Origin of the sequence: Phreatobacter aquaticus (assembly GCF_005160265.1) — a bacterium.
GTDB lineage: Bacteria > Pseudomonadota > Alphaproteobacteria > Rhizobiales > Phreatobacteraceae > Phreatobacter > Phreatobacter aquaticus.
Genome location: NZ_CP039865.1, coordinates 165379 through 183534 on the forward strand (window position 1 = coordinate 165379; position 18156 = coordinate 183534).

The 18156-nt window shown below is 65.0% G+C and carries 14 protein-coding genes; 12 read left to right on the forward strand and 2 right to left on the reverse strand.

Translation table 11 applies throughout. From position 1 onward, the window contains the following. The first annotated feature begins 205 nt into the window (after window positions 1–205). From E8L99_RS00670 to E8L99_RS00695, 6 genes are all read left to right on the forward strand, one after another. Window positions 206–1726 carry an NAD(P)/FAD-dependent oxidoreductase gene (locus E8L99_RS00670; protein WP_137097745.1) on the forward strand — a complete coding sequence of 507 codons (1521 nt, stop codon included), beginning with the start codon at window positions 206–208 and terminating at the stop codon, window positions 1724–1726. Further along, complete coding sequence (locus E8L99_RS00675; RefSeq protein ID WP_137097746.1) at window positions 1686–2183, forward strand: GtrA family protein; 498 nt, start codon at window positions 1686–1688, stop codon at window positions 2181–2183. Before E8L99_RS00670 ends, E8L99_RS00675 begins: the two co-directional genes overlap by 41 nt. 34 nt (window positions 2184–2217) lie before the next feature. After that, complete coding sequence (gene nthA / locus E8L99_RS00680) at window positions 2218–2907, forward strand: nitrile hydratase subunit alpha (protein WP_137097747.1); 690 nt, start codon at window positions 2218–2220, stop codon at window positions 2905–2907. Next, the gene (gene nthB / locus E8L99_RS00685; RefSeq protein WP_137097748.1) at window positions 2904–3566 is read left to right on the forward strand and encodes a nitrile hydratase subunit beta; all 663 of its coding nucleotides are present in this window, start codon (window positions 2904–2906) and stop codon (window positions 3564–3566) included. The genes nthA and nthB overlap by 4 nt, the downstream gene beginning before the upstream one ends. Further along, window positions 3563–3943 carry a nitrile hydratase accessory protein gene (locus tag E8L99_RS00690; protein ID WP_137097749.1) on the forward strand — a complete coding sequence of 127 codons (381 nt, stop codon included), beginning with the start codon at window positions 3563–3565 and terminating at the stop codon, window positions 3941–3943. The genes nthB and E8L99_RS00690 overlap by 4 nt, the downstream gene beginning before the upstream one ends. A 138-nt stretch (window positions 3944–4081) precedes the next feature. Continuing rightward, window positions 4082–4447 carry a hypothetical protein gene (locus E8L99_RS00695; RefSeq protein WP_137097750.1) on the forward strand — a complete coding sequence of 122 codons (366 nt, stop codon included), beginning with the start codon at window positions 4082–4084 and terminating at the stop codon, window positions 4445–4447. Between the two features lie 76 nt (window positions 4448–4523). Here the strand turns inward: E8L99_RS00695 and E8L99_RS00700 are convergent, their stop codons facing one another. Continuing rightward, the gene (locus E8L99_RS00700) at window positions 4524–4850 is read right to left on the reverse strand and encodes an NIPSNAP family protein (protein ID WP_137097751.1); all 327 of its coding nucleotides are present in this window, start codon (window positions 4848–4850) and stop codon (window positions 4524–4526) included. Between the two features lie 31 nt (window positions 4851–4881). Beyond that, window positions 4882–7308 carry a DNA topoisomerase (ATP-hydrolyzing) subunit B gene (gene gyrB / locus E8L99_RS00705; RefSeq protein WP_137097752.1) on the reverse strand — a complete coding sequence of 809 codons (2427 nt, stop codon included), beginning with the start codon at window positions 7306–7308 and terminating at the stop codon, window positions 4882–4884. A gap of 218 nt (window positions 7309–7526) precedes the next feature. Between gyrB and E8L99_RS00710 the strand changes: the two genes are divergently transcribed. From E8L99_RS00710 to gltB, 6 genes are all read left to right on the forward strand, one after another. After that, complete coding sequence (locus tag E8L99_RS00710) at window positions 7527–8714, forward strand: lytic murein transglycosylase (RefSeq protein ID WP_137097753.1); 1188 nt, start codon at window positions 7527–7529, stop codon at window positions 8712–8714. 49 nt (window positions 8715–8763) lie between these two features. Beyond that, entirely contained in the window at window positions 8764–9330 is a 567-nt protein-coding gene (locus E8L99_RS00715; protein ID WP_137097754.1) for a chlorite dismutase family protein, read from the forward strand. A 33-nt stretch (window positions 9331–9363) separates the two neighbouring features. Then, window positions 9364–10350, forward strand: a complete 987-nt coding sequence (locus E8L99_RS00720; RefSeq protein ID WP_137097755.1) for a DUF808 domain-containing protein — start codon at window positions 9364–9366, stop codon at window positions 10348–10350. A gap of 92 nt (window positions 10351–10442) precedes the next feature. Continuing rightward, entirely contained in the window at window positions 10443–11660 is a 1218-nt protein-coding gene (locus E8L99_RS00725) for a lytic murein transglycosylase (RefSeq protein WP_137097756.1), read from the forward strand. Window positions 11661–11744: 84 nt separating this feature from the next. Continuing rightward, entirely contained in the window at window positions 11745–13043 is a 1299-nt protein-coding gene (locus E8L99_RS00730; RefSeq protein ID WP_168201515.1) for an SGNH/GDSL hydrolase family protein, read from the forward strand. Between the two features lie 350 nt (window positions 13044–13393). Continuing rightward, the gene (gene gltB, locus E8L99_RS00735) at window positions 13394–18154 is read left to right on the forward strand and encodes a glutamate synthase large subunit (protein WP_137097758.1); all 4761 of its coding nucleotides are present in this window, start codon (window positions 13394–13396) and stop codon (window positions 18152–18154) included. Window positions 18155–18156 lie beyond the last annotated feature (2 nt).

Sequence of the window (18156 nt, forward strand, 5' to 3'; positions counted from 1 at the left end):
CAACTCCACCACCGGCAAGGCGCCGGGCCAATCATGTGCATCTTCTAAAGCGAAGCTGTTGCGGGCCGGTTAAGCCACCGGAAACCCACAGATACGCACCGCGCTTCCGGGTTCTTAACGTTTGCTCGCTAGGGATGTGATCAATGGGTGAGTTCCGGGGAACTGGCGTCGATCCGCGTCCTCCGGCTTGTGTACGGGGTTAGTCATGAGTGCTGAGCATGCGTCCGACGTCTTCGTCATCGGCGCCGGGCCCGCAGGGCTGACTGCGGCCTATCTGCTCACCAAGGATGGCATATCCACCACCATCATAGAGGCCGATCCGACCTATGTCGGCGGCATCAGCCGCACCGTCGATTACAAGGGCTTCCTGTTCGACATTGGCGGTCACCGCTTCTTCTCGAAATCGCGCGAGGTCGTCGACCTCTGGAAGGAAATCCTCCCGCAGGATTTCATCGAGCGTCCACGTCTCAGCCGCATCTACTACGATGGGAAATACTATTCCTATCCGCTCAAGGCCTTCGAGGCGCTGAACAATCTCGGCTACATCGAATCCGCGCTCTGCGTGATGTCGTTCCTCTACAAGCAGTCCTTCCCGAACGAGAAGACCGAGACCTTCCACGACTGGGTCGCCAACCAGTTCGGCGAGCGGCTGTTCTCTATCTTCTTCAAGACCTACACCGAGAAGGTGTGGGGCATGTCCTGCGACGAGATTTCCGCCGACTGGGCCGCCCAGCGCATCAAGGGGTTGGACCTGTGGAGCGCGATGGCGAGCGCATTGCGCAAGTCGATCGTGCCGAACCGCGCTGCCATCGGCAAGGACGGCAAGCCGATCAAGACCCTGATCGAGAGCTTCGAATATCCCCGCAAAGGTCCCGGCATGATGTGGGACGCGGCAGCCGCCAAGGTGAAGGCCGCAGGCGGCACGATCCATATGGGCCACAAGCTGAAGTCGCTGTCGCGCGACGCGGCGACCGGAATCCATACGATCGAGGCCGAGACGGCCGACGGCACGGTGACGACCTTCACCGCCAAGCACGTCATCTCGTCGGCCCCGATTACCGAACTGACGAATGCCATCCAGCGTCCGATGGCAGCCCGTGACGCGGCGGCCCGCCTGCGCTACCGCGACTTCATCACCGTCGCCCTGGTCGTTAACAAGCCGGACCTGTTCCCGGACAATTGGATCTACATCCACGAGCCCTCGGTGAAGGTCGGCCGCATCCAGAATTTCCGCTCCTGGTCGCCGGAAATGGTGCCGGACGCCAATCTGGCTTGCCTGGGCCTCGAATATTTCTGCTTCGAGAATGACGGCCTCTGGACGACGAGCGACGAGGACCTGATCGCGCTCGCCAAGAAGGAACTGGCGGAAATCGGCCTCGCCACTGCCGAGGATTGCATCGACGGCTGCGTCGTCCGGCAGAAGAAGGCCTATCCGGTCTATGACGACAGCTACAAGCAGAACGTCGAGGCGATCCGTTCCGAGTTGGCCTTGCACTTCCCCGACCTGCATCTGGTCGGCCGGAACGGCATGCACAAGTATAACAACCAGGACCATGCGATGATGACCGCCATGCTGACGGTCAAGAACATCATGGCAGGCGAACAACTCTACGACATCTGGAACGTCAACGAGGACGCTGAGTATCACGAGGCCGGCGAATCCGGCGAGCAGAGCGCCCTGTCGAGTGTCCGCATGGTTCCGCGTCGTGTCGGCGAGCGCGCCTGATCTCGCCGTGCCCTCGCGGGCGCTCACGGGCATGTTCCGCCTTGTGGCCGCGCGCCTGCCCTGGCCGCTGATCCGGCAGGTCGGCCTCTATGGCATCGTCAGTGTGCTGGCCCTGGCGATTGATTCCGCGACCTTCCTGAAGCTTGCCGATCTCGGCCTGCGCCCCGCGATCGCCGCCTCCATCGGCTACTCGCTCGGCCTGATCGTCCACTTCATCCTGTCGTCGCGCTTCGTGTTCAACGGCGCGGCCACGGGCAAGTCGCCGCTCCGGCTGTTCCTTGAATTCGCGATGACCGGGCTGGGTGGACTGCTGATCACCGCCGTCTGCGTGACGCTGATGATCGAGGGCTTCGGAGCGAGCCCTATCGCGGCCAAGGCGGTAGCGGTTGCTCTCAGCTTCGCGGCCGTCTTCGTGGTTCGCCGCGCCTTCGTGTTCCTGCCTTCCAGTTCGCGCTGAGGCGCGCTAGCTTGGACGCCAGGACGAGGCGCCCATGCACGACGATCACGACCACCCGCACGACCACGATCATGGCCACGACCATGATCATCACCACCACGACCATGATCACGACCACAGCGACCATGATCACGACCACAGCGACCTGTCGCCCATGGATGCGCGGGTGCGCGCCCTCGAGACGATCCTGACCGAAAAGGGCTATATCGATCCGGCCGCCATCGACCGCCTGATCGAGACCTACGAGACCAAGGTTGGCCCGCATAACGGCGCGCGCGTCGTCGCCAAGGCCTGGAGCGACCCGGCCTTCCGCCAGCGGCTCTTGTCCGACGCTACAAGCGCCATTGCCGAGCTTGGCTATACCGGCCGCCAGGGCGAACACATGGTGGCGATCGAGAACACGCCGGACACCCACAACATGGTCGTCTGCACGCTGTGCTCCTGCTATCCGTGGCCGGTCCTGGGCTTGCCCCCGGTCTGGTACAAATCAGCGCCCTATCGCTCCAAAGCGGTGCGCGATCCGCGCGGGGTCCTGGCCGATTTCGGCGTCACGCTGCCGGCGGCCAAGCAGATCAAGGTCTGGGATTCGACCGCGGAAGTTCGCTACCTCGTCATTCCTGAACGCCCGGCCGGCACGGATGGATTGAGCGAGGACGAACTCGCCGCCTTGGTCTCGCGCGATTCGATGATCGGCACCGGCATCGTCGAAGGGCCATTGGCATGAGTTACCAGGCCAATGCCGACATTGGCGGCCGGGCCGACCTCGGCCCCGTGGTCCTCGAGCCGAACGAACCCTTGTTCCACGCGCCCTGGGAAAGGCGCGCGCTCGGGCTGACCCTCGCCATGGGCGCGACGGGCGCCTGGAACCTCGACATTTCGCGCTCGGCCCGCGAGCAGCTGCCGGACTACCTCTCTTCGAGCTATTACGAACTCTGGATCCGCGGGCTTGAACGCCTGCTGGCCGATGCGGGCCTGGTCAACGAGACCGAACTGGTAGCCGGCCACGCGCAGGGCACGCCAAAGCCGGTCGCCCGCATCCTGACCGCCGATGCGGTTGACGCGGCCCTCGCACGCGGCAATCCGACCACACGTGCGGTGACATCGCCTGCCCGCTTCGCCGTCGGTGACCGGGTACTGACCCGCCAGGTACCGCAGCCCACCGGCCACACGCGCCTGCCGCGCTATGTCCAGGGCAAGCCCGGCCTCGTCACCCACTGCCATGGCGCCCACGTCTTCCCCGACGCACATGCAGCCGGCCTCGGCGAACAGCCACAATGGCTCTATACCGTGCGCTTTGCCGCAACCGACCTGTTCGAGGCTGGCGCCGACCCGACCGTCACGGTCTCCGTCGATGCCTGGGAAAGCTATCTGAGCCCCGCATGACCGCCCCCTCGACGCTGCCCGACCTCTCCGCCCTGCCCCACATTCCCTGCGATGCAGAAGGGCCGGTGTTCCGCGAGCCGTGGGAGGCTCATGCCTTCGCGCTGGCCGTGACGCTCCATGGCAAGGGCCTGTTCACCTGGCCGGAATGGGCGGAACACCTGTCGCGCGAGATCAAGGCGGCGCAGGCGGCAGGCGACCCTGATACGGGTGAGACCTATTACCAGCACTGGCTGAAAGCGCTGGAGAGCCTGGTGATTGCCAAGGGTGTCACCACCGGCGACGTGATCGACCGGACGACAGACGATTGGCATGCGGCGGCCGAGGCAACTCCCCACGGAAAGCCCATCGAGCTCTCCGTCCTGAAACACCGGCACTGACGCGGCTTTCCGTCGCATGGGTGTTTCTAGCGAGTGGCAATCCGACGCCACGCGATCTAAACACCTGTCTTGGATTTCAGGCCCCCTAAAGGGCCGGAATGATCCAGCAACCTCCCCCTTTTTTGCATTGGACATCCCATGCGCGCTTTCCTTATTGCGGCTTTCGCCGCCCTTCTTCTCGCGGCTCCGGAAGCTGCCAATGCCCAGGCTCAGCAGGACTTTGTCCTGGTCAACCGCACCGGCTACACGATCGACGAGGTCTATGTCAGCGCAGCCTCGCGCAACAGCTGGGGCGACGACCTCATGGGCGATGACAGCCTCGAGGAAGGCCAGCAGCTGAACGTCCGCTTTCCGCGCGGCGCCTCGGAATGCAGCTTCGACATCAAGGTTGTCTATGACGACCAGGAGACCGCCGAGTTCCGCGGCGTGAACCTCTGCCAGGTCAGCAAGGTGACGATTTTCTACAGCCGCTCGGCCGGCACCACCCGCTTCACCGTCGAGTGAGCCGCGGACCAACCCACCGGAATATGAAAAGGGCGGCCCTAGGGCCGCCCTTTGTCATTCGATGGGGATGGTCGCGTCAGCGAACCGACGAAAAGGCCGTCGGCTGAAGGAACTGGCTCGCGACATTGGACAGGATCGGACCGTCCTTCTCGCTGTCGTTGCGCGCCGCGATCCACTCGGGATCGGCCTGGAAGGCGGACCACTTCTTTTCGCGCTCGGCCATCGATTCCCAGGCGACCAGATAGGTCAGGTCATTGTTGGATTCGCCGATCACTGTCGTCCAGAAGCCGGCCTGGCGGATGCCATGGCGCTCCCATATCTTCAGCGTGTGGTCGTTGAACCGCTTGAGCAGGTTCGGCAGCCGCCCCGGCAGGCAGCGATAGATGCGCAACTCGTAGATCATTCCTGGTTTCCCCCTTCCGGCCGATGCCCAATCAGGCGTCGACCGTCGCGTTTAGTGCGTTTTCCTGGATGAACTCGCGACGCGGCTCCACGACATCGCCCATCAGCTTGACGAAGATGTCGTCGGCGTCGGCCGTGTCCTTGATGTGGACGCGCAAGAGCGAACGCGCATTGCGGTCGAGCGTCGTCTCCCAGAGCTGGTCGGCATTCATCTCGCCGAGACCTTTGTAGCGCTGCAGCTTGATACCGGATGCGCCAGCGTCCTTGACCGCCTCAAACAGGGCAATCGGTCCGGCAACCTGGGTATCGTTGCCCTTGCGGCGGAAGATCGCCGGCTTTTCATAGGCTTCCAACAGGCTCTTGCCGTATTCGTCGAGGCGCCGCGCCTCGGCAGACGCCAGGAAGGCGGCATCAAGCTGAGCGACTTCGGTCACGCCACGAATGGTGCGGGTGAAGCTGTAGGCCTGGCCGTCGAAATGGCCTTCCCAGCCGCGCTCGACCTCGTCGGCGAGTGCGTCGAGGCGGCCCGCGATCTTCAGTGCCTTGGCCTCGGCCTGGGAAGGATCGCGGATGACATCGGCATGGAGCGCGCCGGCGATCGCCGCCTGCTCGATGACCGACCGATTGTAGCGGGAATGCAGGCTGGCAATCAGATTGCGGACCTGACGGGCTTCCTCGACCACGGCGGCGAGATCCTGGCCCGAGCGCACTTCGCCCGACGGCAGGACGAGCAGGCTCTCGTCGAGACCGCCCTCTGTCAGGTAGTCCTCAAGCGCACGCTCGTTCTTGATGTAGGTCTCGCTCTTGCCGCGCATCACCTTGAACAGCGGCGGCTGGGCGATAAAGACATGCCCCCGCTCGATGATCTCCGGCATCTGACGGAAGAAGAAGGTCAGCAGCAGCGTCCGGATATGTGACCCGTCGACGTCGGCATCCGTCATCAGGATGATCTTGTGATAGCGGAGCTTCTCGATGTTGAACTCGTCGCGGCCGATGCCGGTGCCGAGCGCCATGATCAGCGTGCCGATCATCTCGGACGACAGCATCTTGTCGAAGCGCGCGCGCTCAACGTTCAGGATCTTGCCACGCAGCGGCAGAACGGCCTGGAACGCGCGGTCGCGGCCCTGCTTGGCGGAACCGCCGGCCGAGTCACCCTCCACGATGAACAGTTCCGACTTGGCGGGATCCCGCTCCTGGCAATCGGCGAGCTTGCCCGGAAGGGATGCGACGTCGAGCGCCGTCTTGCGGCGGGTCAACTCGCGCGCCTTGCGGGCAGCTTCGCGGGCGGCGGCGGCTTCCGCCACCTTCTGCGCGATCGCCTTGGCCTCGGCCGGATGCTCCTCGAACCAGCTGCCAAGCGCCTCGTTGACGATGCTCTCGACCACCGGCCGGACTTCGGATGAGACCAGCTTGTCCTTGGTCTGCGACGAGAATTTCGGATCAGGCACCTTGACCGAAACGACGGCCGTCAGGCCCTCGCGGCAATCATCGCCGGTGAGGTCGACTTTCTCGCGCTTGGTGACGCCGGAGGATTCCGAATAGCCCGTGACCTGACGGGTGAGCGCACCACGGAAGCCGGCCAGATGGGTGCCGCCATCGCGCTGGGGGATGTTGTTGGTGAAGCAGAGGACGTTCTCGTGGTAGGAATCGTTCCACCACAGCGCTACTTCCACCGTGATGCCGTCGCGCTCCGACTTCAGCACGATCGGGCTCGCGACCAGCGGTGCCTTGTTCCGGTCGAGATAGCGCACGAAGGCCTCGACGCCGCCCTCGTAATAGAGTTCGACGGTCTTGTGCACGGCATGGCGCCGGTCGCTCAGGAGGATGCGGACGCCCGAATTGAGGAAGGCCAGCTCGCGCAGGCGATGCTCAAGCGTGGCGAAATCGTATTCGACATTGGTGAAGGTCTCGGTCGAGGCCAGGAACGTCACTTCCGTGCCGCGCTTGCCATCGGACGGTCCGAGATGCGCCAGCGGCGCCACCGGCTCACCATGACGGAACTCGACCGAATAGGCCTTGCCGCCGCGCCAGATTGACAATTTGAGCCAGGACGACAGCGCGTTGACGACGGACACGCCGACGCCGTGCAGACCACCGGAGACCTTGTAGGAGTTCTGGTCGAACTTACCGCCGGCGTGCAGCTGGGTCATGATGACCTCGGCCGCCGAAATGCCTTCGGTGGGGTGGATGTCGGTCGGAATGCCGCGCCCATTGTCGGTGACGGTCACCGATCCGTCGGCGTTCAGCGTCGCGGTCACCTCGGTCGCGTGGCCGGCCAGCGCCTCGTCGATGGCATTGTCGATGACCTCGTAGACCATGTGGTGCAGGCCGGAGCCATCATCCGTGTCACCGATATACATGCCGGGGCGCTTGCGGACGGCATCGAGGCCCTTCAGCACCTTGATGCTGTCGGCGCCATAATCGGTGTCGGACGTGTCGACGAGGGCAGGTTCGGCCATACGGGCTTCTTCTCCATGCAACCGGGCTGAGGGCACGTGCCGTGCCTCTGCGATTCGGTCGGGCATTGTAGCTGGAAGCCTCTATATAGTCGCTCGCACACGCACGCGCGAGCACAACCTTGTCGATCCCCAAGGCGGCTCCGCCACATCCGCGCTATCTTCGCCTGCGAATCAGGACATCTGCCGTCCTCACTGCCGGACCAGATCGGAGGCCCGACATGCCCATTCTCACCCGACGCCAGATTCTGCTCGCCGCCGGCGGCCTTGCGGCGCCAGCCCTCATCGGGCGGGCTGAAGCTGCGACCTTTGCCGGTTTCGTCGAGACCCTGTGGCCGGCCGCATCCGGCGCCGGCGTTTTGCGCGCAACCTTCAACCGTGCCTTCCAGGGCGTGGAGCCGAACCCGCGGGTCATCGAGCTTTCCCAGCGCCAGCCGGAGTTCCGCCGCACGTTGGGCGACTATGTCGACGTGCGCACCTCCAACAAACGCACCACCAATGGCCGCGCCGGGATTGCCGAGCACCGCGCGACATTCGCTGGGGTCGAGAGCCGCTATGGCGTGCCCGGCGACATCGTCTGCTCCATCTGGGGCAACGAGACATCTTATGGGACGGCGCGCGGCGAGCACTATGTCATCCAGGCCATGGCGACGCTTGCCCATGCTGGGAGGCGCGCCGACTTCTTCCGCCGCGAGTTGATCGCGGCCCTGCGCATCCTCCAGTCCGGCGACGTGCAGCCGCAAGCCATGACCGGCTCCTGGGCCGGCGCCATGGGTCACGTCCAGTTCATGCCGACCAGCTTCCATGCCTTTGCCATCGATTTCACCGGCGATGGGCGGCGCGACATCTGGAACTCGATCCCCGATGCCATGGGGTCGGCAGCCAATTATCTCCGCCGCAATGGCTGGACGCCGGGCGTGCCGTGGGGCTTCGAGGTCAATGCGCCGGGGATCGCCGGCGACAGGGGCTCGCGCCGTGCCATCAGTGCCTGGGCGTCAAGCGGCGTCACGCGGGTTGGCGGCGGCTCGATGGCGAGCGACGCCGGCGCGGTCTTGTGGAAACCGGCCGGAGAGGGCGGCCCCCATTTGCTGCTGACCAGCAATTTCAACGTGATCAAGCGCTACAACAACGCGGATTCCTATGCGCTCGCCATCGGCCACCTCGCCGACCGGATCAAGGGCGGCGGACGGTTCTCGAGGCCCTGGCCGCCAGGCGAAGGCGGCCTGACCCATGCCGACCGCGAGGACATCCAGCGGCGGCTGAATGCTCTGGGCTTCGATCTCGGCGATGTCGACGGCATTCTTGGCGACAAGTCGAAACAGGCAGTCCGCACCATGCAGGGCCGCTTCGGCATGCCGCAGACCGGCGAAGCAGACCGGGCGTTCCTCGAGCGGCTCCGGCGCGGCTGATGCGGTCCTTGGCATGGCGCTTGCCCTGTTGAGGCGCAGGGAGAAGGTCATGCCGCCGCCGCTTCACGTCACCTTTGCAGCAGGCTCAGCCGGCGCCTGGCGCATCGACCGGATCGACGCGGTGCGGGGTGAGCCCTTGCCGGTCGCCGAGCGCCTCGCTGTGATCGAGGCGGCCTCCGCAGCTGAAATGTCGACATGGACGCTTCGGGGCGTGGTCAGCAACACCCGGTACACGAACCGAGACGAGGTGTCCGATCTCACGACCCGCCAGGAGGGTCTCGGACGCCCGGCCTCAACCCGCGCGGCTCTGATCCCGATTTCCAAGAGCGAGGCCTGGTGGGCTTTGGCCCAGGACGAACGCCGCGCCATCATGGAAGAGCGCTCACACCACATTGCCATTGGGCTGGATTACCTGCCCGCCATCGCAAGGCGCCTTCACCACAGCCGCGATCTCGGCGAGCGCTTCGACTTTCTGACCTGGTTCGAGTTCGCGCCCGAGCACGAGGGCGACTTCAATAAACTCGTCGCGCGCCTGCGCCAGACCGAGGAATGGCGCTATGTTACGCGCGAGGTCGATATCCGGCTGACCATGGCCGCTGGCGGCCCGGCATCCTGATACTCATCGGGGTGGCCCTTCTGGAGATGCCTCGTGAGTATCGGACTTCTCGCACTGCTCGACGACGTTGCTGCTCTCGTCAAGATAAGTGCGTCGACGCTGGATGACGTCGCGGGACAGGCCGCGAAGGCTGGCGCCAAGGCCGCCGGCGTCGTCATCGATGATGCCGCCGTCACGCCGCGCTATGTCGTCGGCATGCGGGCGGACCGCGAATTGCCGGTCATCGCCAAGATCGCGCGGGGATCCCTGCGCAACAAGCTGCTCTATCTGCTGCCGGTGGCGCTTGCACTCAGCGCCTTTGCACCCTGGGCGATCCTGCCCCTCCTCATGATTGGCGGTGCTTTCCTTTGCTACGAGGGGGCCGAGAAGGTCTACGAGGCCGTCGTCCCCCACGATGCCAAGGCCCACGTGGCGGCTCTGGAGCCGCTGGCGCTTGGTGCTGCCTCGCTGGAGGACATCAAGGTTGCCAGCGCCATCAAGACCGATTTCATCCTGTCAGCCGAGATCATGGCGATCACGCTGGCCGCCATTCCGACCGGCAACATCTGGACGCAGGCGGCCGTCCTGGCGGCGGTCGGCATCGGCATCACGGTCTGGGTCTATGGCGGCGTGGCCCTGATCGTGAAGGCGGATGATGTCGGCATGGCGCTCGCCAGCACCACATCGTCCTCGCTGATGGGAACCGTCATCCGTGCCATCGGTCGCGGCCTTGTGCGCCTGATGCCATCGTTTCTCGCCGTACTGTCCGTGGTCGGCACGGCAGCGATGATCTGGGTCGGCGGCGGCATCGTGGTGCACGGGCTCGCCCATTTCGGACTGACTGGCGTCGAGCACGCGATCCAGACGATTGCCGACGGCGGTTCGCGCGCTCTGCCAGCCGTAGCGAGCGCCATCAACTGGCTCCTGTTCGCAGCCGGCTCAGGGCTCGTCGGCCTGCTGATCGGTTTTGCCCTGATCCCGGTCAGTGAAAGGCTGCTGTCACCGGCCTGGCGAGGCCTCAAATCCCTGGTCGCGACATGACGACGCTTTGAGGGCGCTTAAGCCTTCGTTCACCATGGAGGATGTTCCTCTAGGTCTTCGATAGGGCGTGGTCCCGCAACGGAGGCGTTGGCATGGTGTGCTCACGTTCATGGCGCCGATTGGCGCTCGCACTGGTCGGGATCGGCTCCCTCACACTGCCGGGCGGAGCTATCCACGCGCAGGATGGTGGCTTTGCGGCATGCCTTCAGTCGCTCCGCGGCCAGGCGGCGCAGCGCGGTGTGCTGCCCCAGGTCTTTGAGCAGGCGACGAACGGTCTGACGCCAGACTCGTCGATCCTGCAGCTGCTGGACCGCCAGCCCGAATTCTCCCGCCAGCCGTGGGATTACATCAACGGCATCGTCGCCCAGAACCGGATCACCGAGGGGCGCCGGATGATGGTGCAGCATCGTGCCGCCTTCGAGCGCGCCGAACAGGCGACCGGCGTCGATCGCTACATCATCGCGGCCATCTGGGGCATCGAGACGAGCTTCGGGCGCTCAAAGGGCAATACCAGCGTCGTGCGCGCGACAGCGACACTCGCCTGCTACGGTCGCCGGCAAGAGTTCTTCCGAGGTGAATTCGTCGCAGCGCTGCAGATCATCGGTCGCGGTCATGTGGCGCCGGGCGAGTTCCGCGGTTCATGGGCGGGGGCCTTCGGCCACACCCAGTTCATGCCGTCCACGTTCCTGCGCGCCGCGCGGTCGAGCTCCAATGCCCAGCGCATCGATCTTCTCGGCTCCATTCCCGACGCGATGATGTCGACCGGCAACCTGCTCCGTGAGGAAGGCTGGGTCCGCGGTCAGGGCTGGGGCTACGAAGTCACGATTCCGGCCAATCTCGACCTGACGCTCGCCGGTCGCGACCGGCCGATGCCGCTGTCGCAATGGTCCGCACGCGGCGTCCATCGCATCGGGGCCAGGGCGTTTCCGCGCGCCAGTGATCAGGCTTTCCTCCACCTTCCGGGAGGCGCCCGGGGGCCGGCTTTTCTCATGCTGCCCAATTTCCGCGTCATCATGAAATATAACAATTCCGAAAGCTACGCGATGGCGGTCGGCCACCTGGCGGATCGGCTGCGGGGCGGCGGTCCGTTCGCGCGGCCCTGGCCCGTCTCCGAGCGTGCGCTGTCGCGGGAGGAACGGCTCGAGATCCAGCAGCGGCTGACCCAGGTGGGGCTCTACACCGGCACCATCGACGGCCGGCTGGGCGCGGGCACACGCGAGGCGCTGCAGCGCTATCAGGCGCGCGTCGGCCTGGCGGCCGATGGGTTCCCGACCGCCGCCCTGCTCCAGCGGATGCGCCAGGGCGGCTGAGCCAAGCCATCGTCCCGGTTCTATGAGGACCCGTCATTGCCGTGCTAGAAGGCAACAAGCGGACAATGGACCCGAGGCTGCCTGGTGACACGGATCGGCATATGGCTGGCATTCCTCCTGCTGGCGGGGCTCGCACTCGCTCCGGTGCCTGCTGAAGCGCAATCCGGCTATACCGACGATCGCTATCCCCATCTCTTCGCGCCGCGAAACCAGCGTCCGAGGATCATTTCGATCCCCCAACGCACCCGGCCGACCGCCGCGCGGAGCCAGCAGACTTCGGAATCCCTGCGGCCCCCATCGGACCGCAGCCGTGCGGGCAGTGCGACTTCTGATCCAGCCAATCCGGAGGCAGCAACAGTCCCCGCCGCACCGACAACCTTCGTGCTGGTGCTGGGCGACAACCTCGCGGAATGGCTCGCCTACGGCATCGAGAATGCCTTCGAGGATGTGCCGGAGCTTGGAGTGAACGACCAGACGAAGATCTCGTCGGGTCTGGCGCGCGCCGAGTTCTACGACTGGGTGAAGGCAATCCCCGAATTGCTCGCCCGCGAAGCCAAGGTCGATTTCATCGTGATGATGATTGGCTCCAACGACCGCCAGGCTATCCGAGTCGACCGCGACACGTTCGAGCCTCGCACCGACCGCTGGCGGGAGCTCTACGTCCAGCGCATCGACCAGGCGATGCAGGCGATGAAGGCGCGCGGCGTGCCCGTCTACTGGGTCGGCCTGCCGCCGCTCCGCGGCCAGCGCATCTCGGCCGACATGGCCTATCTGAACGACCTCTACAAGGAGCGCGCCGCCCAGAACGGCGTCAACTATATCGATGTCTGGAACGGCTTCGTCGACGAACAGGGCCAGTACACCCAGTTCGGACCCGATTTCGCCGGCCAGATCCGCAGGCTGCGCACCGCCGACGGCGTGCATTTCACCAGTGCCGGCGCGCGCAAGCTTGCCCTCTTTCTCGAGCAGGACCTCCGCCGCGACCTGGTCGGCCGGATCGCGCCGGCCAATCCCGAGGCAACGCCCGGTCGGCTCCCCGATGGCGGCCTGCCGGTTCCACAGGCCGCCGTACCGGGCCTGGTTGCACCCGAGATCGTCCAGCCGCAACCACGCCCGCTCGCCGGTCCGGTCTTTCCGTTGGCGGGAAATCCGGCCCAAATTCGCACCCCACCGGGCAATGCGCCGCCTGAGGCGCTTCCCGCGCCGACCGCCGCACGCACGCTCGCCGGCGACCGGCCCGCCGGCGCTCTTCAGGGCACTGCGGCGGCGGTGCTTGTTCGCGGCGAAGCGCCCTCGGCACCTCGCGGGAGGGCCGACGATTTCAGCTGGCCTGGCAGCCCGCGGAGCCCGACGTCGGACCTCCCGACAGCCCGAGCGCCCTAACTGGCTTTCGTGAGCCCAAAAGGCGTTTCTGCAATTAAATGTCGCCTGGCAGGGTTCTGACTTTTCGTTTCTGACGATCAATACGGGTCAGGTGGCAACAAACCGCCTGACTTGGTCAATTTGCCCGTGCTTTGCCGCTTGTGCCCTTGTTTGAAATCTGTCAAATAACGGGAGAGAAAGGTCAGCATCACTGCCCTTTCCGACAGGCGCCCGCAAGGACGCTCCGGGGTCGATCAAAAACCTCGGCATGGCATGCCGGCCGGCGCAGGGATTTCCCAACGTCGTCGCCGGCTCGATGTGTCACAATGACAATATCGACAGCGGTGTGAGAACAGCGCACGGGGTGGACGATGAGCACGAAGCGGACAAGTGTGGATGCAGGTCTTGGTCACGAGGCGCGGTCGCTCCGCACCACGAAAACCAATGGGCTCGTCCGCACGAAAAACCGCCAGCGCGCCGTCACACATCCGGGTCTGCCCGCTGCCCAGGGCCTTTACAACCCGCTGAACGAGAAGGACTCGTGCGGCGTCGGCTTCATCGCCGACATGAAGGGTCGCAAGTCCCACAAGATCGTCCAGGACGCGATCCAGATCCTGCTGAACCTGGAGCATCGCGGTGCGACGGGCGCTGATCCGCGCGCCGGTGACGGCGCAGGCATCCTGGTGCAGATTCCGCACGCGTTCTTCGTGAAGAAGACCAGCGGACTCGGATTCGAACTCCCGGCGCCTGGCGAATATGCCGTCGGCTACTTCTTCTTCCCGCGCGACCCCGACGGACAGGCCATTGTCCGGGCGACAATCGAAAAGGTTGTTGCCGACGAGGGCCAGGTCCTGCTCGGCTGGCGTGAGGTTCCCACCGACAATTCGTCGCTCGGCTACAGCGTCAAGCCGACCGAGCCGAAGCACATGCAGATCTTCGTCGGGCGTGGCTCCGACATCACCTCCGAGGACGAGTTCGAGCGGCGCCTCTTCGTTCTCCGCAAGGTGATCTCCAACCTCGTCTATGATCGCAACGATCCGAAGACCCACGGCTATTACCCGGCGTCCCTGTCCTGCCGGACCATCGTCTACAAGGGCATGTTCCTGGCCGACCAGCTGGGCGCCTATTACCCGGACCTGCATGATCCGTCGTTCGAGAGCGCATTGGCTCTCGTCCACCAGCGCTTCTCCACCAACACGTTCCCGACCTGGACGCTTGCCCATCCCTACCGGATGGTGGCCCATAACGGCGAGATCAACACGCTGCGCGGCAACGTCAACTGGATGGCGGCCCGTCAGGCGAGCGTCGACAGCGAGCTGTTCGGCAACGACATCTCCAAGCTCTGGCCGATCTCCTACGAGGGCCAGTCGGACACGGCGTGCTTCGACAACGCGCTCGAATTTCTCGTCCAGGGCGGCTATTCGCTCGCTCATGCAGTGATGATGCTGGTGCCCGAAGCCTGGGCCGGCAACAAGCTGATGGATGAATCCCGGCGTGCCTTCTACGAGTACCACGCTGCGGTCATGGAGCCGTGGGACGGTCCGGCGGCAATCGCCTTCACCGATGGCCGCCAGATCGGCGCGACCCTCGACCGCAACGGTTTGAGGCCCGCCCGCTGGTTCGTCACCAAGGACGACCGCATCATCATGGCGTCCGAAATGGGCGTTCTGCCGGTGCCGGAAGACCAGATCGTCAGGAAGTGGCGCCTCCAGCCCGGCAAGATGCTGCTCGTCGATCTCGCCGAGGGCCGCATCATCTCGGATGAGGAGATCAAGGCCCAGCTTTCGGGGAAGAACCCCTACCGGGACTGGCTCGACAAGTCGCAGTTGATCCTCGAGGACCTGCCGCCGGTCGAGCCGCGCGCATCGCGCACCGACGTGCCGCTGCTCGATAAGCAGCAGGCCTTCGGCTACACCCAGGAAGACGTCAAGATCCTGCTAGCGCCCATGGCGGTGACCGGCCAGGAAGCCGTCGGCTCCATGGGCACGGACACCCCGATCTCGGCGCTCTCGTCGAAGTCGAAGCTGCTCTACACCTATTTCAAGCAGAACTTCGCCCAGGTGACGAACCCACCGATCGATCCGATCCGCGAGGAGCTCGTCATGAGCCTCGTGTCGTTCATCGGCCCGCGTCCGAACCTGTTCGACCACGATGGGCACGCGCGTCGTCGCCGCCTTGAGGTGCGTCAGCCGATCCTCACCAACGAGGACCTGGAGAAGATCCGCTGTATCGGCCACACCGAGGACAGCTTCGACACCAAGACCCTCGACATCACCTATCCGACCGCCAAGGGTGCGGCCGGCATGGCGGAGGCTCTGCAGCTGCTGTGCGACCGCGCGGAAGCAGCCGTCCACGGCCGCTACAACATCATCATCCTGTCCGACCGCATGGTCGGGCCGGACCGGATCCCGATCCCGTCACTGCTGGCGGTGGCCGCCGTTCACCATCACCTGATCCGCAAGGGTCTCCGCACGGCGGCCGGCCTCGTCATTGAGACCGGTGAGGCCCGCGAGATCCATCACTTCTGCTGCCTTGCCGGCTACGGCGCCGAGGCGATCAATCCCTATCTCGCCTTCGAGAGCATGGAAGAGCTTCACGCCCGCGGCGAGCTGCCGCCGGAGGTGGAGGCTGACGAGGTCGTCAAGCGCTACATCAAGTCGATCGGCAAGGGCATCATGAAGGTGATGTCCAAGATGGGCATCTCGACCTACCAGTCCTATTGCGGCGCGCAGATCTTCGACGCTGTCGGCCTGTCGAGCGAGTTCGTGAAGAGCTATTTCTTCGGGACCGCGACCACCATCGAGGGTGTCGGTTTGGCCGAGATCGCCGAGGAGACGGTTAGCCGTCACACCGGTGCCTTCTCCGACGATCCGACCCTGCGCTCGTCGCTTGAGGTGGGCGGCGAATATGCCTACCGCATCCGCGGCGAGGACCATGTCTGGAGCCCGGAGACCGTTGCGGCCCTGCAGCACGCGGTGCGCGGCAACAGCCAGGACCGCTATCGCGAATTCGCCCGCCTGATCAACGAGCAGACGAGCAAGCTGCAGACGATCCGCGGCCTGTTCAACATCCGCACCGCCGAGCAGGACGGTCGCAAGCCCGTGCCGCTCGACGAGGTGGAACCCGCCTCCTCCATCGTGAAGCGTTTCGCGACCGGTGCCATGTCCTATGGCTCGATCTCCCGCGAGGCCCATACGACGCTCGCTCTCGCCATGAACTCGATCGGCGCCAAATCGAACACCGGCGAGGGCGGCGAAGAGGCCGAGCGCTTCGTGCCGATGGCCGATGGGCGCTCCATGCGCTCGGCGATCAAGCAGGTCGCCTCGGGCCGCTTCGGTGTGACCACCGAATATCTGGTCAATGCCGACATGATCCAGATCAAGATGGCCCAGGGCGCCAAGCCCGGCGAGGGCGGACAGCTGCCCGGTCACAAGGTCGATGCGGTCATCGCCAAGGTGCGCCATTCGACACCGGGCGTCGGCCTGATCTCGCCGCCGCCGCACCACGACATCTATTCGATCGAAGATCTGGCTCAGCTGATCTACGACCTGAAGAACACCAACCCGGCCGCCGACATCTCGGTGAAGCTGGTGTCGGAAGTGGGTGTCGGCACGGTTGCGGCTGGCGTCGCCAAGGCGCGCGCCGACCATGTCACCATCTCTGGCTTCGAGGGCGGCACGGGCGCGTCCCCGCTGACCTCGATCAAGCACACGGGCAGCCCTTGGGAGATCGGCCTGGCCGAGACCCACCAGACCCTGGTGCTGAACCGTCTGCGTTCGCGCATCGCGGTCCAGGTCGACGGCGGCCTGCGTACCGGCCGCGACGTAGTGATCGGGGCGCTGCTCGGCGCCGATGAGTTCGGCTTCGCGACTGCGCCGCTGATCGCATCTGGCTGCATCATGATGCGCAAGTGCCATCTAAACACCTGCCCGGTTGGCGTCGCCACCCAGGACCCGGTGCTGCGCAAGCGCTTCAAGGGCCTGCCCGAGCATGTTGTAAACTACTTCTTCTTCGTCGCCGAGGAAGTGCGCGAGTACATGGCCTCCATGGGCTTCCGCACGCTGTCCGAGATGGTCGGCCAGATGCAGATGCTGGAAAAGCAGCAGGCCGTCACCCACTGGAAGGCCAAGGGGCTCGACTTCTCGCGGCTGTTCCACAAGCCGGACGTGCCGGCCGAAGTCGGCATCTTCCACAGCGAGCGCCAGGACCATCACCTGGAGAAGGTGCTCGACCGCAAGCTGATCGCCGAAGCGGCACCAGCCATCCACGAGGGCCGGCCGGTCGTCATCGAGACCAAGATCAGCAGCATGAACCGCGCTGCCGGTGCCATGCTGTCCGGCGAACTGGTCAAGCATCACGGCAATGCCGGCCTCACCGAGGACTCCATCCACGTGAAGCTCACCGGCACTGCCGGCCAGAGCTTCGGCGCCTGGCTTGCCCGTGGCGTGACGCTCGAGCTTGAGGGCGAGGCCAACGACTATGTCGGCAAGGGCCTCTCCGGTGGACGGATCATCGTCTATCCCTCGTCTGAGGCGAAGGATCTCGACGTCGACAACTCGATCATCGTCGGCAACACCGTGCTTTACGGCGCGATCGAGGGCGAGTGCTACTTCCGCGGCATCGCGGGCGAGCGCTTCGCGGTGCGCAATTCCGGCGCCATCACGGTTGTTGAAGGCACGGGCGACCACGGTTGCGAATATATGACCGGCGGCATCGTCGTCGTTCTCGGCCAGACCGGGCGCAACTTCGCGGCCGGCATGTCCGGCGGCATCGCCTATGTGCTGGACGAGGCGGGCGACTTCGCCAACCGCTGCAACATGTCGATGGTGGAACTGGAACACGTGCTGGAGGAGGAGGAACTCCTCGACCAGCACTACCACCAGTCGGGCGGGCTCGAGGGCCACGGCCGTGTCGACGTGAAGAGCGACATGACGCGCTTCGATGCCGAGCGCCTGCATCAGCTGATCGCCAATCACGCCCGCTATACCGGCTCCACCCGCGCCAAGGACATTCTCGACCGCTGGTCGGAGATGCTGCCGAAGTTCAGGAAGGTGATGCCGGTCGAATACCGTCGTGCGTTGGCCGAAATGGCCGCGCAAGAGCAGCGCCCGTTCGCGCTGGCAGGAGAATAAGA